23 protein-coding genes are annotated in these 22655 nt (G+C 65.5%); 11 read left to right on the plus strand and 12 right to left on the minus strand.

Going from position 1 to position 22655, the window contains the following annotated elements:
• Positions 1-490 precede the first annotated feature (490 nt).
• The 3 genes from AC3FKH_RS29375 to AC3FKH_RS29385 form a co-directional block, all read right to left on the minus strand.
• The gene (locus AC3FKH_RS29375; RefSeq protein ID WP_488679214.1) at positions 491-4000 is read right to left on the minus strand and encodes a pyruvate carboxylase; all 3510 of its coding nucleotides are present in this window, start codon (positions 3998-4000) and stop codon (positions 491-493) included.
• Positions 4001-4067: 67 nt separating this feature from the next.
• Entirely contained in the window at positions 4068-4265 is a 198-nt protein-coding gene (locus AC3FKH_RS29380; protein ID WP_488679215.1) for a hypothetical protein, read from the minus strand.
• Positions 4266-4278: 13 nt separating this feature from the next.
• Positions 4279-4452 carry a hypothetical protein gene (locus AC3FKH_RS29385; RefSeq protein WP_488679217.1) on the minus strand — a complete coding sequence of 58 codons (174 nt, stop codon included), beginning with the start codon at positions 4450-4452 and terminating at the stop codon, positions 4279-4281.
• A 211-nt stretch (positions 4453-4663) separates the two neighbouring features.
• Here AC3FKH_RS29385 and hisN point away from each other — a divergent pair, with 211 nt between their 5' ends.
• The gene (gene hisN, locus AC3FKH_RS29390) at positions 4664-5443 is read left to right on the plus strand and encodes a histidinol-phosphatase (protein ID WP_488679218.1); all 780 of its coding nucleotides are present in this window, start codon (positions 4664-4666) and stop codon (positions 5441-5443) included.
• A 16-nt stretch (positions 5444-5459) separates the two neighbouring features.
• On the opposite strand, the gene AC3FKH_RS29395 is transcribed toward hisN, so the two are convergent.
• Both AC3FKH_RS29395 and AC3FKH_RS29400 read right to left on the minus strand, forming a co-directional pair.
• Entirely contained in the window at positions 5460-6068 is a 609-nt protein-coding gene (locus AC3FKH_RS29395; protein ID WP_488679219.1) for an HD domain-containing protein, read from the minus strand.
• An 84-nt stretch (positions 6069-6152) separates the two neighbouring features.
• Positions 6153-6596: a GNAT family N-acetyltransferase gene (locus AC3FKH_RS29400; protein WP_488679221.1), complete on the minus strand. Its 444-nt coding sequence runs from the start codon at positions 6594-6596 to the stop codon at positions 6153-6155.
• Positions 6597-6876: 280 nt separating this feature from the next.
• Between AC3FKH_RS29400 and AC3FKH_RS29405 the strand changes: the two genes are divergently transcribed.
• From AC3FKH_RS29405 to AC3FKH_RS29430, 6 genes are all read left to right on the plus strand, one after another.
• Positions 6877-7671: an IclR family transcriptional regulator gene (locus AC3FKH_RS29405; RefSeq protein WP_488679222.1), complete on the plus strand. Its 795-nt coding sequence runs from the start codon at positions 6877-6879 to the stop codon at positions 7669-7671.
• Positions 7672-7753: 82 nt separating this feature from the next.
• Entirely contained in the window at positions 7754-8521 is a 768-nt protein-coding gene (locus AC3FKH_RS29410) for a glutamine ABC transporter substrate-binding protein (RefSeq protein WP_488679223.1), read from the plus strand.
• 18 nt (positions 8522-8539) lie between these two features.
• Positions 8540-9208: an amino acid ABC transporter permease gene (locus tag AC3FKH_RS29415; protein ID WP_483711715.1), complete on the plus strand. Its 669-nt coding sequence runs from the start codon at positions 8540-8542 to the stop codon at positions 9206-9208.
• A complete protein-coding gene (locus tag AC3FKH_RS29420) occupies positions 9205-9966 on the plus strand; it encodes an amino acid ABC transporter ATP-binding protein (protein ID WP_488679224.1) in 762 nt (253 codons plus the stop codon). Before AC3FKH_RS29415 ends, AC3FKH_RS29420 begins: the two co-directional genes overlap by 4 nt.
• Positions 9967-9968: 2 nt before the next feature.
• Positions 9969-10913, plus strand: coding sequence for a formimidoylglutamase (hutG, locus tag AC3FKH_RS29425; RefSeq protein WP_488679225.1), 945 nt, complete (start codon positions 9969-9971; stop codon positions 10911-10913).
• Between the two features lie 273 nt (positions 10914-11186).
• Entirely contained in the window at positions 11187-11606 is a 420-nt protein-coding gene (locus AC3FKH_RS29430) for a hypothetical protein (RefSeq protein WP_483734630.1), read from the plus strand.
• On the opposite strand, the gene AC3FKH_RS29435 is transcribed toward AC3FKH_RS29430, so the two are convergent.
• The 4 genes from AC3FKH_RS29435 to cls form a co-directional block, all read right to left on the minus strand.
• A complete protein-coding gene (locus tag AC3FKH_RS29435) occupies positions 11603-11797 on the minus strand; it encodes a hypothetical protein (RefSeq protein ID WP_488679226.1) in 195 nt (64 codons plus the stop codon). The genes AC3FKH_RS29430 and AC3FKH_RS29435 overlap by 4 nt on opposite strands.
• A gap of 58 nt (positions 11798-11855) precedes the next feature.
• A complete protein-coding gene (locus tag AC3FKH_RS29440; RefSeq protein ID WP_488679227.1) occupies positions 11856-12215 on the minus strand; it encodes a hypothetical protein in 360 nt (119 codons plus the stop codon).
• A gap of 308 nt (positions 12216-12523) precedes the next feature.
• Positions 12524-13180 carry a TetR/AcrR family transcriptional regulator gene (locus AC3FKH_RS29445; protein ID WP_488679228.1) on the minus strand — a complete coding sequence of 219 codons (657 nt, stop codon included), beginning with the start codon at positions 13178-13180 and terminating at the stop codon, positions 12524-12526.
• A 91-nt stretch (positions 13181-13271) separates the two neighbouring features.
• Positions 13272-14705, minus strand: coding sequence for a cardiolipin synthase (gene cls / locus AC3FKH_RS29450; RefSeq protein WP_488679229.1), 1434 nt, complete (start codon positions 14703-14705; stop codon positions 13272-13274).
• A 282-nt stretch (positions 14706-14987) separates the two neighbouring features.
• On the opposite strand from cls, the gene AC3FKH_RS29455 reads away from it, so the two are divergent.
• Positions 14988-15788, plus strand: coding sequence for a response regulator transcription factor (locus tag AC3FKH_RS29455; RefSeq protein WP_488679230.1), 801 nt, complete (start codon positions 14988-14990; stop codon positions 15786-15788).
• On the opposite strand, the gene AC3FKH_RS29460 is transcribed toward AC3FKH_RS29455, so the two are convergent.
• The gene (locus AC3FKH_RS29460; RefSeq protein ID WP_488679231.1) at positions 15757-17592 is read right to left on the minus strand and encodes a phosphodiesterase; all 1836 of its coding nucleotides are present in this window, start codon (positions 17590-17592) and stop codon (positions 15757-15759) included. The genes AC3FKH_RS29455 and AC3FKH_RS29460 overlap by 32 nt on opposite strands.
• A 285-nt stretch (positions 17593-17877) precedes the next feature.
• On the opposite strand from AC3FKH_RS29460, the gene AC3FKH_RS29465 reads away from it, so the two are divergent.
• Together AC3FKH_RS29465 and AC3FKH_RS29470 are read left to right on the plus strand one after the other, a co-directional pair.
• Entirely contained in the window at positions 17878-19479 is a 1602-nt protein-coding gene (locus tag AC3FKH_RS29465; protein WP_488679232.1) for a methyl-accepting chemotaxis protein, read from the plus strand.
• A gap of 192 nt (positions 19480-19671) precedes the next feature.
• Positions 19672-20265: an HAD domain-containing protein gene (locus AC3FKH_RS29470; RefSeq protein ID WP_483711725.1), complete on the plus strand. Its 594-nt coding sequence runs from the start codon at positions 19672-19674 to the stop codon at positions 20263-20265.
• Between the two features lie 68 nt (positions 20266-20333).
• Here AC3FKH_RS29470 and rocF read toward each other — a convergent pair whose 3' ends face one another.
• Together rocF and AC3FKH_RS29480 are read right to left on the minus strand one after the other, a co-directional pair.
• A complete protein-coding gene (gene rocF, locus AC3FKH_RS29475; protein ID WP_483734638.1) occupies positions 20334-21248 on the minus strand; it encodes an arginase in 915 nt (304 codons plus the stop codon).
• A 99-nt stretch (positions 21249-21347) separates the two neighbouring features.
• Positions 21348-21875, minus strand: coding sequence for an MgtC/SapB family protein (locus AC3FKH_RS29480; RefSeq protein WP_488679233.1), 528 nt, complete (start codon positions 21873-21875; stop codon positions 21348-21350).
• Positions 21876-22020: 145 nt separating this feature from the next.
• On the opposite strand from AC3FKH_RS29480, the gene AC3FKH_RS29485 reads away from it, so the two are divergent.
• Complete coding sequence (locus AC3FKH_RS29485; RefSeq protein ID WP_483734640.1) at positions 22021-22392, plus strand: 5-carboxymethyl-2-hydroxymuconate Delta-isomerase; 372 nt, start codon at positions 22021-22023, stop codon at positions 22390-22392.
• Positions 22393-22655 lie beyond the last annotated feature (263 nt).

Below are 22655 nucleotides of genomic sequence, written 5' to 3' on the forward strand. Positions count from 1 at the left end.
GTTATGACCAGGTCGTCGTTCTTGGCAGGCGCCGTTGTTTCGCAGGCGTGGCCGGCTGGGGTCTCTGGTTATGACCAGGTCGTCGTTCTTGGCAGGCGCCGCTGTTTCGCCGGCGTAGCCGGCGAGTTACTTCTTGTCCAAGCGACAAGAAGTAACCAAGAAACGCGTTTACTTGCCCTAACGGGCGAATATTGATCGTAGCGTGCGGAGAATTTCGTACGGGTATGGGCTTCAGAGAATGCCCGGCTGCCTGCCGCGTGGAGCGCGTCCGTCTGCAGGCTCTCACACAATGATTGAACCAGCCCCGAACCTGTCCGTGGCCCGACACTGCGAGCGTTATCGCATCATCGCCTACGGCTGCTGCGCGGCTCAGTAGTTGGCAAGCGGGACGACCGAAGAATCCAAGAAAATAGGGCAATCGCGAGATTGCCCTATTCCACTCAATGCCAATGATCAGCGACCGGTGCGGACGCCGGCCAGTCACCCAACCTCAATCCATACCTTTCAGTTCGATCAGCAACTCCTTCGCCGCCACACGATCGCCTTGCTTCACGTGCACGGCAGCAATCTCGCAGTCGCGCTCGGCCGCGATATGGGTTTCCATCTTCATCGCCTCCAGCGCCAGCAGCGTCGTGCCAGCCGCGACCTTTTGCCCCGGCTGGACTGCCACCGTCACGATCGAGCCCGGCATCGGCGCGGCAATATGCAGTGGATTGTCGGGATCCGCAACGTTCCTGCTCTGGCGCGCCGGACCGGCTTGCGCGGCGCTGCGCTGTTCGATCACCGCCGTGCGCGACTGTCCGTTCAGCTCGAACTGGACCTTGATGTTGCCCTCTTCGGCATCGGGATGCGTGCCCTGCAGCGAGACCAGCAAAGTCTTGCCCGCCGCGATATCAATGGCGACCTCTTCCTGGGGCTGCAGTCCATACAGGAAAGCCGGTGTCGGCACGACCGACGTATCGCTGAAGGTCCGCACGTGCGCGTGGTAGGCGACCGCCTGCTTGGGGTACATCAGGTAAGACGCAAGCTGCCGATCGTCAATCGACTGTTCGCACGCCGCTTCCGCCTCGGCGCGTGCGGCATCGAGGTCCACTGCCGGGATCTGGTCGCCGGGCCGGTAAGGCGCGGGCGGCTCGCCGCGCAGGACTTTGCGCGAGAGGTCCGCCGGGAAACCATCGGGCGGGAAGCCCAGTTCGCCCTTGAACAGCGATACCACCGACTCGGGGAACGCAATCTCCTTGGCCGGATCGCAGACATCGGCGGCACTCATGTCGTTGGCCACCATCATCAGCGCCATGTCGCCGACCACCTTGGACGTCGGCGTGACCTTGACGATGTCGCCGAACATCTTGTTGACATCGGCATACGCGCGCGACACCTCGGTCCAGCGATGCTCGATGCCGAGCGAGCGGGCCTGCTCGCGCAGGTTCGTGTACTGGCCACCGGGCATCTCGTGGCGGTAGACATCAGCCGTGCCGGCGCGGATCTCCGATTCGAACGGCGCGTAGTAACGACGCACGCCCTCCCAGTACATCGACGCTTCGTGCAGGCGCTCCAGGTCGAGACCGGGGTCGCGCTCGCTGCCGGCCAGCGCCGCGGCAATGCTCGACAGGTTCGGTTGCGAGGTGAGCCCGCTCATGGCATCGAGCGCGCCATCGACGGCATCGCAGCCGGCGCCGATGGCGGCAAGGGCCGAGGCAGCCGAAATACCGCTGGTATCGTGCGTATGGAAATGCACCGGCAGGCCCGTCTCGTCCTTGAGCGCCTTCACCAGCGCGGCCGCAGCCTGCGGACGGCAAATGCCCGCCATGTCCTTGATGCCCAGCACGTGCACGCCGGCCGCCTGCAGTTCGCGCGCGATGCCGACGTAGTACTTCAGGTCGTACTTGGGACGCGAGCCGTCGAAAATGTCGCCCGTGTAGCAGATCGCGCCTTCGCACAGCGCCCCGCTCTCGCCCACGGCGTCGATGGCCACGCGCATGTTTCGCACCCAGTTCAACGAATCGAACACGCGGAACACGTCCACGCCGGCGCTGGCGGCCTGGCGGACAAAGAACTTCACCACGTTGTCCGCGTAGTTGGTGTACCCGACCGCGTTCGAGCCGCGCAGCAGCATCTGGAACAGGATGTTGGGAACGCGCTCGCGCAGTTGCTCGAGACGCTGCCACGGGTCTTCCTTAAGGAAGCGCAGCGCCACGTCGAAGGTGGCGCCGCCCCAGCACTCCATCGAGAACAGTTGCGGCAGTTCGCGCGCGTAGAACGGTGCGATCGGCAGCATGTCCGCGGTGCGCATGCGCGTGGCGAACAGCGACTGGTGCGCATCGCGCATGGTCGTGTCGGTCAGCAGCACGCGCTTCTGTTCCAGCATCCAACGCGAGAATTTCTCCGCGCCGAGTTCGCGCAAGAGGTCACGCGTGCCCGTTGGAAGCGCCCCGGCGGTATCCATCGCGGGCAGCACCGGGCTCGGCAACGGCAGCGGCGGCAGCGAGCGGCCGTTGATTTCCGGATGCCCGTTGACGCACACATCGCCGAGATAGCGCAGCAGCTTGGTCGCTCGGTCCTGCCGCTTGGCGAAGGCCAGCAGTTCCGGCGTCTTGTCGATAAAGCGCGTCGTGACCTCGCCCGAGCGGAAAGCCTGATGGTTGATGACGTTCTCGAGGAACTGCAGGTTGCACGCGACGCCGCGGATGCGGAATTCGCGCAACGCGCGATCCATGCGCCGGATCGACTCGGGGGCAGTCGGCGCCCAGGTGGTGACCTTGACCAGCAGCGAATCGTAGTAAGGCGTGATCACGGCACCGCCGTAGGCCGTACCGGCGTCCAGCCGCACGCCGAAGCCCGCCGCGCTACGGTAGGCGGAGAGCCTGCCATAGTCCGGCAGGAACCCGTTCTCGGGATCTTCGGTCGTGATCCGGCATTGCAGGGCATGCCCGTTCAGCGAGATGCCCGCCTGCTCCGGCACGCCGGCCGCGCGCACGACGATCTTGCCGTCGGCATCGCGCGTGTTCTCGGTCATGCCGATATGGCCGCCCTCGGTGATGCGGATCTGCGCCTTGACGATATCGACGCCGGTGACCATCTCGGTGACCGTGTGCTCGACCTGGATGCGCGGGTTGACTTCGATGAAATAGAACTGGCCCGAATCGGCATCCATCAGGAATTCGATCGTGCCGGCATGCGTGTAGCCGACCGCGCGCATCAGCCGCATGGCCGCGTCGCACAGTTCGGCCCGGCCGGCGTCGTCGAGGTACGGCGCCGGCGCGCGCTCCACCACCTTCTGGTTGCGACGCTGCACGGTACAGTCGCGTTCGTACAGGTGCACCAGGTTGCCGTGCGTATCGCCCAGCGCCTGCACTTCCACATGGCGCGCGTTGCGCACCAGTTTCTCGACATAGACCTCATCGTTGCCGAATGCGGCCAACGCCTCGCGGCGTGCGGCCGGCAGCAAGGTCTCCAGATCCTGTTCGTTCTCCAGCATGCGCATGCCGCGCCCGCCGCCACCCCAGCTCGCCTTGAGCATCAGCGGGTAGCCGACGTCGGCCGCCAGGCGCTTGCACTCGTCCAGGTCATGCGGCAACGGATCGGTCGCCGGCATCACCGGCACGCCCGCCTCGATCGCCGCGTTGCGCGCCGCCACCTTGTTCCCCAGCTTGCGCATGACGTCCGGCGACGGGCCGATCCAGCGGATGCCGGCGTCCATCACCGCTTGTGCGAAATCCGGGTTCTCCGAGAGAAAACCATAGCCCGGGTGAATGGCATCCACCTTCGCCTGGCGGGCGATGCGCAGGATGTCGTCAATGTCGAGGTAGGCCGCCAGCGGCTTCTTGCCCTCGCCAACCAGATAGCTTTCGTCTGCCTTGAAGCGATGGAGCGCGAGGCGGTCTTCCTTCGAATAGATCGCCACGGTCCGGATATTCATCTCGGCCGCGGCGCGCATCACGCGGATCGCGATCTCGGAACGGTTGGCAATCAGCAGGGATTTGATTGGGGTGTAGTTCATGGGGCGAATAGAAAGCGGTTAGGAAGACGCAGCCTCCACCTGTCGGCGGGCCAAAGCGAAGGGAGCTTTATTCGTGACGGGCAAAGGGCGTGTGCGAATCCATCCAGTCGTGGTGTCCCCTGCCGACGGCCCAGGCCCAATGGGAACGCCGGGGAAGCGCCTCGGCGCGATGTCCGCCTTCGCCCCGTGCCTGGCCTTGCAGCTTGCTTCCCTCGGCGGCGGCCTCGTGCTCCCCGCCTGCTTCGATCTCTCCGTAATACGTCACCGTGTACTCCTCCTCAAACGCTTGCCGCCATTGCAATGGCGATTTCAATACGAGATTTGCGGGCGCGATTTCCTCCGCCCCAGTTGTATGCCGACATCGCAAGAAGCGCACCAACGCCGTGCGGCATGTCTAAACCATTGTTTTTATTTGGAATTGCAGTGCCGACGCGCGATGACGATTTCATCATCGGATTTCATAATTGCAACTATGAAATCCGATGAAACGACTGGTCGACGGCATTCGTGTGACATAACCGGCATGTGCCGGCCATTGCTACCAACGAAGAGATGGCTTCTAATCCTCCAGATTAGGCAGGAACAGAACCGAGCGAAACCACACCAGCGACTACAATCGCGGGCACGTTTTCCCTATGCCACACCTTTAAATCGCCACGCCCCATGCACGCAAATCAGCACGCCGAATTTCTCGCCTTCGCCGGCCGCCTGGCCGATGCAGCCAGCGCTGTCACGCTGGCCCATTTTCGTGCACCGTTGGAAGTGGTGGACAAAGGCGCCGCACGCTTCGACCCCGTTACCGTCGCGGACCGGGAAGCCGAGCGCGCCATGCGCGACCTGATCCGAAGTAGCTATCCCAACCACGGCATCCTTGGCGAAGAGGAACAGCGGGTCGCCGGGACCGAGCCGTTCTCCTGGGTACTCGATCCGATCGACGGGACCCGCGCATTCATTACCGGCCTGCCGCTCTGGGGAACGCTGATCGCACTCAATGATGGCCAGCATCCGGTACTGGGCATCATGGACCAGCCGTTCACGCGCGAGCGCTTCTCGGGCGACGGCAACCAGGCCTGGCTGAATGGCAAGCCATTGCGGGTGCGGCCCTGCCAGTCGTTGTCGGAGGCCAAGCTGCTCTGCACCACGCCCGACATGTTCGAGGCCGGCGTGCAATGGGACGCTTTCCAGCGCGTGGCGCGGGCAGCCAGGATGCAGCGATACGGCGGGGATTGCTACGGATACTGCATGGTTGCAGCGGGCCAGGTCGACGCCGTGGTCGAGGCGGGACTGCAGCCTTATGACGTGCAGGCCCTGATCCCGATCATCGAAGGCGCCGGCGGGATCATGACGAGCTGGACCGGCGGCGACCCCCAACATGGCGGAGCCGTGGTCGCTTGTGGCGACGCCCGCGTGCATGAGGAAATCCTTCGGCTGCTCAACGGGTAAGGCTGGGGAACGCGCGTTACCGCCTGTCGGCGGCTCCTTCAGCGTCGGGCTTGCGGAAGTGTTCCTGGACAAGCCTGGCAGCGGCTTCCCAGAGCGCCGGCGCACCGCGTTCGATCGGCGGCTGGCAGCGCGCGATGACCTGTTCTTCGGTGACTTCGCACTCGACCCAGGTACCGCCTTCCGTCGCCGCGTTGTGGAGCATCGGCTGAAACCTGTCCAAGGCCTTGGCGAACCTTGCGTCGTCGCTTTCGCCGGCTTCGAACTCGAACCAGAGATCGCGAAACTCCGCCGCCTGCGCTTGCGGCAACAACGAGAAGATGCGCTCGGCCGCCAGTTGCTCACGTTCCGCCTGGCCGGCATGGGTCGAGGGGACATGGAACGGCACATCGCCCGCATCGATCTCGACAATATCGTGGATCAACAGCATCTTGACGACGCGAGGCACATCGACGGGCGCTGCCGCATGCTCCGACAGGACCAGGGCGTACATGGCGAGATGCCAGGAATGCTCGGCACTGTTCTCGCGGCGCGACTGGTCAATCAGCGGCGACAGCCGTACCACGCTCTTCAGCTTGTCGATCTCGCGGAGGAAGGACAGCTGGCGTACCAGATTGGACGGGTTCACGGTGGAATACAGGGGCGGGGGTGGTGAGGCAAGTCTAGCAGGCGACCGTCCCGGCCACCGGCCACCGGCCACCGTCGACCCGGCTCAGGTCAGCTGCCGCGCCATGTAATGGGTTCGCTCTCCGAAGCTGCGCAGCACGGCCAGCGGCAATTGCGTTTCCCGTACCAGGCTGTCGACCGCGGTCAGGGTGAAGCCGTGGCGCGCGAAGAAGCCCGGGTGCTGGTTCGTCAGCACGGCGGCATTGAGGCAGCCACCGGCCCTGGCTCGCATCAGCAAGGCGCTGACGATATACGTGGCCAGCCGTCGTCCGCGGAATTCGGGCAGGACCGCGACGGTATGCACGGCCAGCGTGCGGCCGTATTGTTCGCCGTACGCGCAGCCGATGATCTGGCCATTGAGTTCCGCCACATGGAACAGCCGGGGCATGTCACTTGCCTCGGCGAGCGTCACGCCACATTGGGTCAGTACATGCGCAATGATCGCCAGGTCATTGGCCAAAGCAGCCCGCAGGCGAACGTCTCTTGTCATCTTGCATGCTGCGTGGTGGTAGCTCGCCCCTGCCCTGGCGCCGTTCCGGCGACCGTCTTGAGGGGGAACCGCGAAATGAGAAAACTATGCCGCCGGCGGGCCGGACTGTCATCACCCGAGTGAGTCGATTGGCGCTTCCGTTGGCTGGCGGCGCCGCATGGCGCGGCGCGCACTTGGCGCATTCAATGTGCGAATTTAAGGGTTATCCCTATCGCATCAATCCCATTTTTTGGGACTGATGGTTTTGATTTTTGGGAATGAAGTCCTATTCTTCGTCCCTATGCTGAATGCTGTCGACAACCCTGGCGCCGTGACGCCCCCGACCTCCACGCCTGGCGAATCCGGCCAGCCCGCGGGCGGCGCCGATCGCGTGCTGTTCGTGCTGGCGGCGCTGGCACAGCATGGCGCACCGATCTCGGTGCGCGAGCTCGTTGCCAAGACCGGACTGCCCAAGAGCACGCTCTACCGCCAGTTGCTGATGCTCAAGCGCTGGGGCTTTGTGCTGGAGTCCGACGGCGAATACGCGCCGGGCCCGATCAGCCTGCAACTGGCGCTCGGCTTTGACATGGCTTCGCACCTGGCCCGCGAAGCCCTGCCCGATATGCGGCTGCTGGCCCAGCAGTCCGATGAAAGCGTGGGTCTGGTCGTCGCCGTCAAGGATCACGCCGTGTGCCTGGAGATGGTGGAAAGCCGCCAGTCGCTGCGCTGCTCGTTCGAAAAGGGCCGCGGCGTGCCGCTGCGCGCCGGTGCATCGGCCAAGTCGCTGCTGGCGTTCATGCGCGACGAAGCGCGCGAGCGTCTTGTCCATGCCCTGTGCGCACCGGACGAAGCCGAAGGGCTGCTGGCCGAACTGAGCGCGATTCGCCAGACCGGCTACGCCGTCAGCGAAGGCGCGGTGGATCCGGGAGTCTGGGGCGTGAGCGCCCCGCTCTTCTCGCGCCGCGGCAAGGCTGACGCGCTGGGCTCCATCACGCTGATGGTGCCGGCCACACGACGGCAAGGGCGCGAGACCGCGCTGATCGACATGACCGTGGCAGCAGCCATGCGAATTTCCGCGCGGCTGCAGTCTTACTGAAAACACCACGCAACTTATTACCGCCGCCGTCGATACACCCCTGCGACGGTTGCCCCCTGTTCCCGAGAAAAAGGAGACCTCCATGAACCTTCGTCGCAAATGCCTGATGGCCGGCCTGACGGCCCTGATCGGCCTGACTTTCGGTGCCGCCGCCCACGCCGAGGACAGCGCCGTGCTGCGCGTTGCCACCGACGCCACCTTCCCCCCGATGGAATTCGTCGAGAACGGCAAGCGCACCGGCTTTGACGTGGAACTCGTCGAGGCCATGGCCAAGGTCATGGGCAAGAAGGTGGAGTGGACCGATATCGACTTCAAGGGCCTGGTCCCGGGACTGGTCTCGCGCCGCTTCGACATGGCCGTGTCCGGCATCTACATCACCCCCGAGCGCCGCAAGGTGGTGGACTTTACCGAGCCCTACTACACCGGCGGCCTGGTGGCACTGGTCAAGAGCAGCAACACCTCCATCCATACCCCGGCCGACCTGAACGGCAAGAAAGTCAGCGTGCAGGTGGGCACCAAGTCGGTCAGCTTCCTGCGCGACACGTATCCGAAGGTGGAGCGCGTGGAGGTGGAGAAGAACCAGGAAATGTTCAACCTGGTCGAGATCGGCCGTGCCGACGCCGCCGTGACCGGCAAGCCGGCCGCGATGCAGTACGTCAAGACCCGCGGTGGCCTGCGCATGGTGGAGCAGCCGCTGACCACCGAGGAATACGGCATGGCCGTGCGCAAGGACACGCCCGAACTGACCCGCGCCCTCAATGCCGCGCTGGCCAAGGTGAAGGCCGATGGCACCTACGCCAAGCTGACCCAGAAGTGGTTCGGCGCCGCCGCCAACGCAGCCGCCAAATAAGCCGCGCGGATCATCATCATGGAACTGGATTTTTCTCCTGTCTTTGCCGGCTGGCCTGACATCCTCCACGGCGCCATCGTCACCGTGGAGGTGACCGCCTGCGCGCTGGTGCTTGGCTGCATCATGGGACTGCTGGTCGGCATCGGCCGCCTGGACCCGAAGCGTCGCTTCATCTATGGCATCTGTACGGCGTACGTGACGTTCATCCGCGGCACGCCGCTGCTGGTGCAGCTGTTCCTGCTGTTCTTCGGGCTGCCGCAATTCAACATCCTGCTGCCGGCCTTTGTGTGCGGCGTGATCGGGCTGGGCATCTATTCCGGCGCCTATGTGTCGGAAATCGTGCGCGGCGCGATCCAGTCCGTGGACAAGGGCCAGATGGAGGCGGCCCGCTCGATCGGCATGTCTTCCGGCCAGGCCATGCGCGCGGTGATCCTGCCGCAGGCCATCGTGCGGATGATTCCGCCGCTGGGCAACGAGTTCATCGCACTCATCAAGAACTCGGCACTGGTGTCGCTGCTGACCATTGCCGACCTGATGCACGAAGGCCAGAAGATCATCAGCGTGTCGTACCGGTCGCTGGAGGTCTATCTGGCGATCGCACTGGTTTATCTGATCCTGACAAGCGCGGCCGGGCTAATCCTGCAACGCGCAGAACAACGGCTGCGCATGGGAGGCATGGTGCAATGAGCGATTCCGCAATCATCCGGATCCGCAACCTGGGTAAATCGTTCGGCGGCCATACGGTCTTGCGCGGCATCGACTTCGATGTGGAGCCGTCGCAGGTCGTGGTCGTCATCGGCCCCAGCGGCTCGGGCAAGAGCACGTTCCTGCGTTGCTGCAATGGCCTGGAACAACCCGAAGCCGGCACCATCGACATCGTCGGCAAGCGGCTGGTGACCGAAGGCCAGCTGATCGGCGAACACGAGCTGAACCAGCTGCGCACGGAAGTGGGCATGGTGTTCCAGTCGTTCAACCTGTTCCCGCACCTGTCGGTGCTGCACAACGTCACGGTCGGCCCGCGCATGCTGCGCGGCGTCTCGCGCGAAGACGCCGAGCGCAAGGCGACGAGCCTGCTCGAGAAAGTCGGCCTGGCGCACAAGGCCCACGCCATGCCCGCCAGCCTCTCCGGCGGCCAGAAGCAGCGCGTGGCCATTGCCCGCGCACTGGCGATGGAACCGCGCGTGATGCTGTTCGACGAGCCGACCTCGGCACTGGACCCGGAACTGGTCGGCGAAGTGCTGCAGGTGATGAAGGTGCTGGCCGCCGAAGGCATGACCATGGTGGTGGTCACGCATGAAATGGGCTTTGCCCGCGAAGTGGCCGATGTGGTGGTGGTCATGGACGGCGGCGGCATCATCGAGGCCGGCCCGCCATCGGTCATCTTCTCGGCGCCGACGCAGGAACGCACACGCGGCTTCCTGCAGGCTGTGCTGACGCGGGCGTGAGGATGGCTGTGTCCCAGAATCTCTGGCAGGGCCGCGTCGATAGCGGCGAGCGTGGCGACACCACGCGCCTGTTCCGCATCGTGCATGCATTGCAAACGGCAGACCTGACACCCCTGGGCGGCGCGCCGGTGCTGCTGGGCTTCAGTTGCGATGCCGGCGTGCTGCGCAACCAGGGCCGCCCCGGTGCCGCGCAAGGTCCGGACGCCATCCGCCGCGCGCTGGCCAACGTCCCGGCACACGGACTGCCGGCCTTGTACGACGCCGGCAATGTCGGATGTGAAGACGGCGACCTGGAATCGGCCCAGCTCGCGCTGGCGCAAACCGTGCGCGCCGTGCTGGCGCGCGGCGGGCTTCCGCTGGTGCTGGGTGGCGGCCACGAAGTGGCCTGGGGCACGTGGCAAGGGCTGCGCGCGCATCTGGACGCACAGGACGATGGCGGGCGTGTGCTCATCATCAATATCGACGCCCACTTCGACCTGCGCACCAGCCGGCCCGCAAGCTCCGGCACACCGTTCGACCAGATCGCCAACGCCTGCGCAGAACGCGGACAGCCGTTCGACTACGTCTGCCTGGGCGTCAGCCGCCTCAGCAACACGCCGGCGCTTTTCGGCCGCGCCGATGCATTGGGCGTCTGCTATGTGGAAGACGTCGACATGCAGGAGCGTCACCTGCCATCGCGCCTGGCGGAGCTGGAAGCGCGCATCGCTGCCACCGACCACGTGTACCTGACCATCGACCTCGACGCATTGCCGGCGGCCGTGATGCCGGGCGTGTCGGCACCAGCCCCCTATGGCGTGCCGCTATCCGTGGTGGAGGAAGTGGCCTTGCTCGCCCGCCGCAGCGGCAAGCTGCGCGTCGCCGACCTGGCGGAATACAACCCCCAATATGACCGCGACCACCTCGGTGCCCGCGTGGCCGCACGCCTGGCTTGGCGGCTGTTTGGCTGACAACGCCACCGGGGGGTCGGAATCCGCACTGCAATAAGTACAAGCGCGGCCGGCGGCCAAGGCGCGTGGTCTGGCGATGGTCCTGTTGTTTGCGCTGCAATACGGGTATATCGCTAGCGCGGCGCGCTGACCGGCCTGCCTATACTGGCAGGCAAACCGGGCACCGACAGGGAACTGTCCGCGCTGCGCTCTGAATTCTCTGCAGGCATCGGCGGCTTTCGCTTCGGATGCACTCCGCTTGCCTGCCCACGGGCCATGAACATGGAGAAGGGCATGCCCAACGAACAATTTTTAGCGACCCAGGAAACACGCCGCTCGGGCTTGCAGGCCCTGCGCGCGGCGCTGCTTCAGGTCCACAAGGAAGTCATCGGCTACGACCGCGGCCAGTATGAGCGCCTGAACGGCCCCATCCCCGCAGGCTTGTTCGTGCAGCGGGTGACAGAAGACAGTTTCTTTCGCTGGCTTGACCCGCTGTCGCGCCTGATCATCGAGATCGACGAAGAACTGGAGTCACCCGAACACCACGATGAAACCTGCCGCGCCGTCGCGCGTGCCGCCGAAAGGCTGTTCAGTGAAAAGGGGGATGGCGCGTTCCGCAAGCGATATCAGGAGGCGCTGCAGGATGAATCCGGCGTCATCGTGGCGCATGGCCGCTTGATGTCCGTCATCGGACAGTTGCGGCAGTTGCCTTAGGCCTTGCTCCGCGACGGCTTCTTCTGCTGTCGCAACACCTCGGCATCCACTGCAACCGGATCACTGGCCGGAAAGGTCTCTTTGAGGGCCTCGTCCAGGTCACGCTCGATCTGGTCGTCAGGCATCGCTGGCGCGGGCTTGTCATGCGTGCGGCCAGGCTTCGGCGCATTGGCTGGTACTCGTGTGCTCATGGCAACACTCCTTTTTTGGCGGCCTGGGTAAGCATCCTTTACGGCGTCCGCGTCGGGCTCAGCGCCCGTGTCCGCCGTGTGAACCGCCGCCGCGCCCGCCCCCACGGCCACCGCCATGCCAGCCTCCACCGCCACCGCCGCCATGCCAGCCTCCACCGTGACCGTGCCAGCCGCCGCCGTGGCCGCCATACCAGCAGCATCGCCCGCCGCCGTAGACGTACGCAAAGCTGCCATAGTAGCCACCATAGCCCGGACCGTAATAAGGGTAGCCAGGCGTCACGGGATATCCGCTGTAGTACGGCGAGCCAGCCGGATAAGCCGGATAAGCCGGATAGGTGCTGTCGTAATAGTCCGGATACACCGCGCATCCCGCCAATAGCGCGGCCACGGCTGCTGCTGTGAAAATCCTGTTGACCATGTATCGCATGATCCATCCAAAGCCTGCTTGCGGGCCGGATTGTCCGCCTTGTCCCTGTTAGACAGGCTGCGCCCCGGGTCGATTCCCCCAAGCGTCCTTCCTGCCCGAGAATTCCCCGACTTGGTGTCCAAAGACACAATTCCTGAACCAATTTAGGACTTATCCGATTTTCGAATGAGAACTAACGGAATAGATTTGCCGGGCACCCATCCCGCGGGTGCCCCGACGAGCCAGGGCCCCCCTTCCTGGTTCCTTGCCCTGCCACGATGGTTCCCGCCGTCGTGGCATTTTTTTTGAGCCAGTTGGTCTCAGCCCGGCGTCTGGAGTCCCTGCTCCACCATATCGATCAAACGCTGCCCTAGCCCCTCGGCTTGCGCCGGCTCCCTTCCGCGCAAGGGCCCATCGAGCAACAGCATGGATAGGCCGTGCACCGCTGACCAGGCCAGGTATTCGGCGCCGGGACGGCGCCGGGCAGGCAGGATTCCAGCATCGACCATCTGATCCAGCGCAGCCGACAACAATTCAAAGGGATTTAGCCCGCTGTCGCCCGCTTTCGCCGGGTCGGCATCGGTCTCCACATCGTCCGGTACGGAAAACGCTGTTCGGAACAACCCGGGTTCGGCAAGGGCAAAACGCAGATAGCCGGTGCCGACCGCACGCAGCCTGGCGCGAGCCAGCGCCGCCGAGCTGCTGCCGGGGCGGATATCGCCCATTTCGGCTTCCATGGCCACGGCCAGCGCGGATAGCGCCGCCGCGCGCACGGCCTGCAACAAATCCTGCCGGCTCGAAAAATGCCGGTAGGCCGCGTTGGGCACCACGCCAACGCGACGCGTGGCTTCGCGCAGGACGATGGCATCTGGTCCCCCTTCGCGCGCCAGGGCGATGCCGGCCTCCAGCAGCGCGCGGCGCAGGTCGCCATGGCGATACGTCGCGCGGGCCGGCGTAGGTGAAGCAATCCGGCTCATGATTTCCCCCAGTACATGCTGTTCTTATCTTGCCCTGCCAATAGTGAACAGTGTACACAATAGATGCAACGGCGCTGTTCCGGTGCTGCGGCTAGAGGATCGGCGCAAACAGCTTCGCCACATGCATCGCGACGCGCAACGGCGCCGGGGCCCTGAGAAACTCTTCGACGCCGATCCGCCGCGCCTGGGCGAAATCTGCCTCCAGCATCTCGGCGACCTGGCCGGCAAACGACCGATCAGCGGTCATGACCATCAGCTCGAAGTTCAGCCGGAATGAGCGGTTGTCCAGGTTCGCCGTGCCAATTGCTGCGGCGTCGTCGTCGATCAGGATGACCTTCTGGTGGAGAAAGCCCGGCTGGTAGCGGTACAGCTTGATGCCGGCGGTCACCGCCTGGTGCGCGTAAAGCGTGGACGCGGCAAAGACTACGAGATGATCCGGCCGCGCCGGGATCAGGATGCGGACATCCACTCCGCGCAGAACAGCCAGCCGCAGCACGGCGAAGACCGCCTCGTCCGGGACGAAGTAAGGCGACGTGATCCAGACCCTGTGCTTCGCCGCCTGGATCGCCTCGACAAAGAACAGCGAGCACGTTTCCTGCGCATCAGCGGGACCGGTCGGCACCACCTGGCAGGTCATGCGGCCGACCTCGTCCGGCGGCGGCATCAGCAGGTACGGCACTTCGCGCGCGGCCCAGTACCAGTCCTCGGCGAACGCCATCTGCAGGTCCAGCACGGCACTGCCACGCACGCTGATATGGGTGTCGCGCCACGGCGCCAGCGGCGGCCGCAGGCCAAGATATTCCACGCCCACGTTGTGCCCGCCGACGAACGCCTGCGCGCCATCGACGATGACAAGCTTGCGGTGGTTGCGGAAATTGAGCTGGAAGCGGTTGACAAAGCCACGGTGAGTGGAGAACGCACGCGCCTCCACGCCGGCGGCCAGCAACGTTTTCACGTAGCCGCGCGGCAGGGCGTGGCATCCGATGCTGTCATAGAGAAAGTAGACCTTGACGCCCGCCTGCGCGCGCTCGCACAGCAGCGCCTGGAGGCGCCGGCCAAGCACGTCGTCGTGGACGATGAAGAACTGGACGATCACCACCTGCGTGGCGGCCGCCACCGCCTTGAAAATGGCTTCAAACGTGGCCGTGCCATTGACCAGCAGCCGCACATCGTTATTGGCCAGGCAAGGCATGCCGGTCAGCCGCGGCAGCGCGCGCATGCAGACCTGCTCCGGCGCATGCACCACGCAGGCGCTGCGCGCCTCACGGTCCGCGGGCGTCATGCCGTGGCGGATCTCCCGCAGCCGGTCGTCGTTGAACCGGCGCGCGTTGACGTAGCCGGCGAACCGGCTCCTGCCGAAGATCAGGTAGGGCACCAGCGCGAAATACGGCATCATCACCAGCGACCCTGCCCAGGCGATCGCGCCCGGCGCCGTACGCACCGTCATGACGGCGTGCAAGGCGGCCAGTACGCCGATGATGTGGAATATCAGGATGACCGTCGCGACAACGCTCGCGCTTAGCATCTGCAGGCTTCCCAGGTTCTCACCATGCGGAACCGGATCACGATAAGCCCTATTTTGGCACAGCAAAGTGCCGGCCGCGGCGCCGACGCCCAACCGAGCCCCGCCTCCCCCACGTGAAAAGCGCGCAACGCAATCCGGCGCCGCTTCTGCGCTACCTCAATTTTCCGGCTGGAATCGGATTTGTCCGATTGTTATGCGCCGTTTGCCTTTATACGCTCTCGAATCAATGCCTTTCGGCAATCCCGACCTCCAGACTCCTGCCTCCACCGTATGCCTGACCCTATGAACATCGCGCTGCTGAGCGGTCAGTCAGCGCAGCTGAAAGCCGTGCCGGACCTGCTGGCCCGCTCAGGCTTCCGATGCAATGTCTTTGCCTCGCCGCGCGCGCTCATCCAGGGCGTCAGCCTGGCTTCGTACGACATGCTGCTGATCCACGACGAACTGCCGGACACCGTTGCCATCGATGTCATCCGCACCGTGCGCTGCGCACGCTCGCGGGATCTGCCGATCATGATGCTGGGTGGCGGCGGCAGCGGCAGCGAGGAGGCACTGGTCGAGGCCCTGGACGCCGGCGCCGATGACTACCTTTGCGGGCCGCTGAGCACGCGCGTGCTGCTGGCGCGCATGGCCGCGCTGCGCCGGCGCGCGACGGGGGACCGCCAGAGACAGGGCCTGGTGGTGCGCGCGGGCCAGTACCAGCTCAACAGCGTGGGCCGCTTCGCGACGCTGAACGGCGAACGCCTCACCCTCACGCCCAAGGAATTCGACCTGGCCATGCTGCTGTTCTCCAACGCCGGGCGCGTGCTGGCCAACCGCCGCATCGAACAGGCCATCTGGCATCATGAACTGCCGCCTTTGTCGCGCGCACTGGCCGGCCTGATGTCGCGCCTGCGCAAGACCTTGCGGCTCAGTCCCGAAACTGGCATTTCGATCACGGTGGTCTACGCGCATGGCTATCGCCTGGACGTCCATGACGATGGCGGCTCCCATGCGGCTCCCCAATCCGCAATCGGGCAAACCGCCCCTCAAACTGGCCCTGACCTGACGCCGGCTATGCTGGCAGGCGGTCTGCCAGCGTCCTGAAGTCGAGTACGGCAATGCCGTTGGCCGCCCGCTTGGCCTCATGCTTGGCGGCCGCCGCCGCAGCGCCTATCTGCTGGCTGCCCACGCGCTGCCAGCCACTCACCGCCTCTGCTTCCACGCGCACCACACCGGCCGCCATCGATACCGGCGGGAAGAAAACCGGCTGACCGTTGCGATCCTCGGCGTGGATGCCGCCGGCGGCGCGGTCTGCCGGCGTGTACATGTCTCGCGCCGCATCATTGAAGCGGCGAATGGCCGCGCCCACGCGCACCGCCCAGTCCGCACTCTGGTAAAGCACCAGGAAATCGTCGCCGCCGACATGTCCCAGAAAATCGCGTGCCGGGTCGCAAGCCTCGGTGAGGATGGCTGCGGCGCCCTTGAGCATCTCGTCGCCTTCCCAGTAACCGTACTTGTCGTTGTAGGACTTGAAGTGGTTCAGGTCGACATAGCACGCGTAGAACGCATTGCCGGCTTCGATCAGCCGATCGATATGCTGGTTCAGCGGAATATTGCCTGGCAGGAAGGTCAGCGGGTTGGCGTAGCGCGCCGCCTCCATGCGGATCTCGGTGATGGCACGGACCAGGTCCGCGCCGGTGCCCAGGCCCATATAGCGTCCGTGGCTGGTGATGACAAAGCCGTCGGCCAGCGAGCGCGGGTTCTCGCCGGCCAGTATCTGCGTCATGGTTTCCAGCCCCGCATGCAGGTCGAAACAGGCGGGCTCGCAATTCGCCAGCGTAATGCAGGCCCTCTTGCCGTACAGCTCGCGATGGAATGGCGCCGCGTAGCGATCCATGAAATTCTGCCGGTTGATAATGGCCAGCGGCTTCTGGTCTTCGCTGACGATCGCCACGGCCGGCAGTTCCGGCTGCGACTGAAACACGCGCAGCACGTCGTCATTGGCCGTCCCGGGCAAGACCGCGGGGGCCGCGCGCAACAGACGACCTGCCGTGATGCCCGACCAGCCGGAACGGACCATCTGGGGAAACACCGCGATCTGACGCGACGTCAGCACCCGTCTGACCTGCGTGCCGACCCGGGCGGGCGGCTCGGCCTCCGGCCGGCCAAGGTAGTAGCCCTGCGCACCCGCCACGCCGAGGTCGCGGACTACGGCCAGCTCGTCTTCGTCCTCGATGCCTTCGGCGATCACACGGCCGCCAAATGCCCCCATCATCCGCAATACGCCGCGCAGGATCTCCAGCCGCCGCGAACAGGAGGCGACGCCGCGGACCAGCGACTTGTCGATCTTCACGAACTGCGGAGACAGGTGGGCCAGCAGGTCGAGGTTTGCATGCCCGGTGCCGAAGTCATCCAGCGCGTATTGCATGCCGAGTTCGCGCAGCACGGCCATGGCCTGCCCGAAGGTGGCCGCATCGCCGATCGGCGTCTGTTCCGTGACCTCGATCACGATGCGTGCCGGCGCGACACCGGCACCGATCAGCATGGAAAAGCCGCTGCCGCGTCCCGCGAGCAAATGGCGCAGGGTAAGCGGGCTGAAATTGAGAAAGAGCTTGCCCGGCAGATCGAGCACGCGCCAGGCCGCCAGCGCTGTCCGCGCGGCCTGCGTCTCCAGCGCAATGGTGCCCGCATGGCTTTGCGCCAGCCTGAACAGTGCCTCCGGACTGGCATAGGAGGAGCCGGCCGGCCCGCGGATCAGTGCTTCGTAGCCCAGTATTTCCGCCGATTCAGCCTGCACGATCGGCTGAAATACGGCGTGCAAGGGTGGCAGCGACGGCCACTGCAATGGCAAGGAACAGCCCGCCTCGGGGCGGCTATCGGAAGGCATGGCGGCAGGCGAGCCTGGCATAAAGTGACCGGAAGATTGCTGGGCAAGCGCCCGGCGCACATTTCATGACAATAATGTGACCGCAATATGACATCGAGGCACACCGCCAGACCGTCACGCCAGCGTCACATTCCTGTTCGACTATCCGTGCCGGCCGAGGCTCGCGCACTCCACGCCTTCCATAAGCGCGATTGCCCGGCCTGGGTCAGCAACGTCCGGGATCCCGGTGTCAGCGGCAGTGCCAGCAGCACCTGCGCGATCCGACGGACAGGTCATGCGGGCACCATGCCCGCCGGAGTCGTATTCGTGTTGCAATCACTCAAGTTGTTCCGTCCGACAGGCCGTGTCCACCGGGCATCGCGATTTGCGCGCCTGCCATTGCTGGCGCGACTGTGCGCAGCGTTCGCGCTGGTGTACTTGTTCGGCGCCGCGGTCGGCGTGACCGGCATTGTGAATCTCATTGACTTGCGCCAGCGCAGTGACGCCCTGTATCGACAGGACATGCACGGCGCGATCTCCGCCGAGCGCGCGCAATCGGCACTGGCCCGGCTCGGCCGCGCCCAGTTGTCGATAACCATGGCGACCAGTGGTACAGAGCGCGATGAAGCCGCCGCCGACATCGATGCCGCGCTGGGCCGGCTCGATGCGGCGCTCGACGGTATCCGGCACGCCGCACCGGCTCAGGCCGAGCGCTTGCAGCCCGAACGCGTTCAGGCGGGCAAGCTGCTGCAGGCCTACGTTGCACTGGTGCGGCAGCAACCGCTGGACCCGTTGCAGTTCGACAGCGCGGTTTCCGTAGATGGCCATTTTGTTGGCGAACAACTCACGAAGCTCAGCGGCATGATGGAAGATACGCGCGCGCGCCAGGAGCGGCAGGCTGCCGACACCATGGCCAGCGTGGGCTCGCGCCAGGCCGCGGCGCAGGCGCTGATGATCGGCCTGCTGGCCGCGAGCCTGTTCGCTGCCGCCGGTCTGGCATGGGTTGCCGCGCGCAGCCTCACCACCGAGCTTGGCGGCGAACCGGCGGACGCTGCGGGGGCCGCCACGCGCATTGCGGCCGGCGATCTGACCGGCGCCATCCGTCTGCGCAACGGTGACGCGCACAGCGTGCTGGGCCTGCTGTCGCGCATGCGCGACCAATTGGCCGGCGTGCTGGCGCGCATCCGCGATTCCGCCGCGGACATCACCGCCGCCAGCGCCGGCATTGCCGCCGGCAACCACGACCTCGCGGCACGCACCACCCAGCAGGCCGCCGCGCTGGCTGAGGCGGCCGGGAGCGTGCGCCGCCTGGCCGCACTGGTCGAACAGGCCCATGCGCAGGCCACTGAATCCAGCGGCGTCGCGCAGCAAGCGCGTGAAGCAGCGAACTCCGGCTCGGCTGTCGTGCGCGAGATGAGCGGCGCCATGGAAGCCGTGCACGTGCATTCACGGCAAATCGCCGAGGTTGTCACGCTGATCGAGAGCATTGCGTTCCAGACCAACATCCTTGCGCTGAATGCTGCCGTCGAAGCTGCCCGCGCCGGCCCGGCCGGGCGCGGCTTCGCGGTGGTGGCACAGGAAGTCCGGGCATTGGCGCAGCGCAGCGCCAGCTCGGCCCGCGAAATCGGCGGCATCGTCGGCAACGCCACGCGCGAGATCGAGCGCGGTACGCAGCTGACCGCGGAAGTCGTCAACGCCATGGGGCGCATCGACGCCGCCGTGAGCCATAGCCACGAACTGGCCAGCCAACTGTGCGGACTGGCCGACGAACAGGCAATGGGCGTACGCACGGCCGGACACTCGGTCAGCCAGCTCGAACAAACCGCGCAACAAAACGCAGAGCTGGTAGATACCGTTGCCGCACAGGCGGAGCGCCTGGACGCCCTTGCAGCCGGGCTGGAACAGGACGTGGCGCGCTTCCGCTTTTAGCCGGGTGGACGCCGCAGACGTAAAGATGTGTCAGCCGGAAACATTTGACATTGAGAGGTAACCGGCATTTACGACTTCCGCGAGGAAGTTACAGATATGTTTCATTTGGGGGCGGCCGAGTTGCGCGCAGGCCGCGGGTTGCCGAGTAATCTTTGCTCACACCAACCCGATGGGTAACCCCCCAAGGAAATCATGTCCGAACGACTCATCATGCTGGACGTACCTGGCGTACTGTATTCCGACCGGTCCCAGGCCCGGCTCGGCGGGGTTCCCGACTCGGGCACCTTGCGCGATGTCCACTTCTTCGATCCCATCGCGCTGGGCTATATCCGTCGGCTCTTCGGCCTGGCCGGGGCCCGCGTGGTGGTGTCCGACGCCTGGCGACGCGGCACGCCGGCCGCCATCTTTCAACAGCTGGACCTGCAGGTCGAAGGCATGACGCCGCCGGTGGCCGGCGGTCACGGCGCAGAAATTGACGCCTACTTTGCTCGCCGCGCGCTGCCGTCTTCCTATGCGATCGTGTCTTGCGCACCGGCCGAATCGATGACCGAAGCGCAGCGCGAGCATCTGGTCAGCGTCGACCCGGCCCAGGGCCTCACGGTCGCGAACTTCCGGCAGGCGCTGGATATTCTTGGCGTGGCCTGCCCGTCCACGCTGATGCCGCCGCCGCGGCTCGACGCAGGCCTGCGGGCCAAGCTGGCCCAGTTGCAGCGGCTGGCGCGCGAAGAACCGGCCCGCTTCGATCCCCCTGTGCAGCCGGCCGCCGCCGCGGCACTGCACGCCTGAGCGCGACCTCCGCCTGCTGAAAAAAGGGTGCCGCGGCACCCTTTTTGTTGCATCGCCGCGAGGCGCCGTCAGCGTGCCCGCAGCAGCGTGGATTTGCCGAACAGGCTTTCCAGGAAGTCCACCACCAGCCTTGCCGTCTCGTTGCGCACATCGCAGGCAGGGTTGAGTTCCATCACGTCCAGCGAGGACAACCGTCCCGTATCGGCGATCATCTCCATGCACAGCTGCGTCTCGCGATAGGTCGGGCCGCCCAGCACCATCGTGCCGACGCCCGGTGCAATGGCGGAGTCGATGAAATCCACGTCGAAGCTCACATGGAGGTGCGTGTCGTCGTCCACGCCGGCCAGCGCCTGCTCCATGGTCTGGCGCATGCCGTACTCGTCGATATAGCGCATGTCGAATACCTTCAGGCCGAGCCCATGCAGCCGCAGCTTTTCCTGCGCGTCGACGCTGCGGATGCCTACTTGCCGGATTTCCTGCGGCAAGACCGCCGGAGCGTGGCCGCCAAGCATGGTCAACGGCGCAGGGCCGTCGCCGCACAGGCAGGCCACCGGCATGCCGTGCATATTGCCGGTCGGCGTGCTGGATCCGATGTTGGCATCGGCGTGCGCGTCGAGCCAGAGCACCACGAGCTTGCGGCCCGCCTGGCGACAGTGGCGCGCCACGGCGCTCACCGACCCCACCGCCAGGCAGTGGTCCCCGCCTAGCAGCACCGGCATCCTGCCCGCTTCGAGTACACGCGTGCTGGCTTCAAAGACGCCGCGGTTCCATGCCACCACTTCATCGAGGTGGCGCAAGCCCTGCACCGGCGCTGCCAGCGGATTGACCGGACCGGCAATATTGCCGTCATCGCGCACATCCAACCCCATCCTGGCGAGGGCCGGGACGATGTCGGCGATGCGCAGCGCCTCCGGCCCCATGGTGCAGCCTCGGGTGCTCGCGCCGACATCCGTCGGCGCGCCAAACAGCGTAATCGGCTTCATGGGGGGCTCCTGTGGACATTTGACCGGTAACGGTGCCCCGGGAAGAGCGCCGTCCCTGTCAGGTCTGGCAACTTGCAAGGTTCCCGATCGCTCTATGCTTCAAGGAAAGAGATCGTCTTCGTGATCGCCGCGCTCGTCGGTACTGCGCTGCTTGCCCGCGCCGTTGTCGCGAACACCATGCTTGTCGCCATTGATCGGATCCAGCACGCGATGCAGCCGCGTTTCCAGGCGTCCGCCAATCCATAGCAATGCCATGCCGAGCACCAGCGCCAGGCCCCCGACCACGTAGTAGCCCGCGCCCGCCGCCGCGCCGAGGATGGCAGACAACCAGATTGCCGCCGCAGTGGTCAGCCCCTGCGGGCGCTGGTGCGTGCCATGCCGTGCAATCACGCCCACGCCCAGGAAGCCGATGCCGGTCAGCAGGCCCTGCAGCACACGCGAGACGGCGTCCATCGGGTGTCCGGACTGCGTCACCAGGCATACCGCCGTTGCCGCGCCCAGCGATACCAGCCCCAGCGTGCGCATGCCGGCGGCCTTGCCGCGCAGGTTGCGGTCCAGGCCGATCACGGCGCCAGCGAGCAACCCCAAAAACAGGCGCAGAAAGATTTCGAAGCTGATGGTTTCCATAGGTGTTCTTGTGTCCGGTCCGACGCCGCAGGCGCTGATGCAAGCTTACCTCAGGCAACCGGGCATGACGGCCGAATGCCCTTATCATGGCAACTCGCCCCGGGTCTCCAGCGGCCCGGCCTGTACCGCCTCACCCTACCTTGCCATGCCTCATCTCGTCATCGAAATCACCGAAAACACGCGCCTCAACTGTTCGCCGGAAGAACTGCTCGACGAGGCCAACGCCGCGCTGCTGGCGTCCGGCGAATTCGGCGAGGCCGATATCAAGTCACGCTGCATCACGCTGTCCACGTTCCGCCAGGGCGTGCAGGCCGCCGAGCGCGCCTTCGTGCACGCACGGCTGTCCATCCTGGATGGCCGCGAACTGGCGGTCAGGCGCGCGCTGGGCCAGGCCGTCTGCGATGTCATCGCCGAAGCGGTACGCCCCGCCACCGCCGAAGGACAGAGCGTGCAGATCAGCGTCGAAGTCTGCGAGATGGAACGCGCCAGCTACGCCAAGCAGATCGTGGGCGGCTGACGCGTGCCGTGCCCAGATCTCGGCGCACAAAAAAGAAAGCCCGCGGCCATCGCTGGCAGCGGGCGGGGCTTCCGGGAAGACACCGGGAGCCAGTTGCCATGGGGAGCGCCCCCGCACCCATGACGCTTTGGATTCTAGACAACCACTCCTGCCGCCAGTTTGACCTGGGTTAAGTCGAAGCGAGTCTGGCGGACCGGCCGTGCCGGGCGGTGCCTGACCGGCAAAATAAAAAAGGAGCCGGCTAGCGGCTCCTTTTTCATGCG

It is taken from the genome of Cupriavidus sp. 21MJTG02-4 (genome assembly GCF_057798975.1).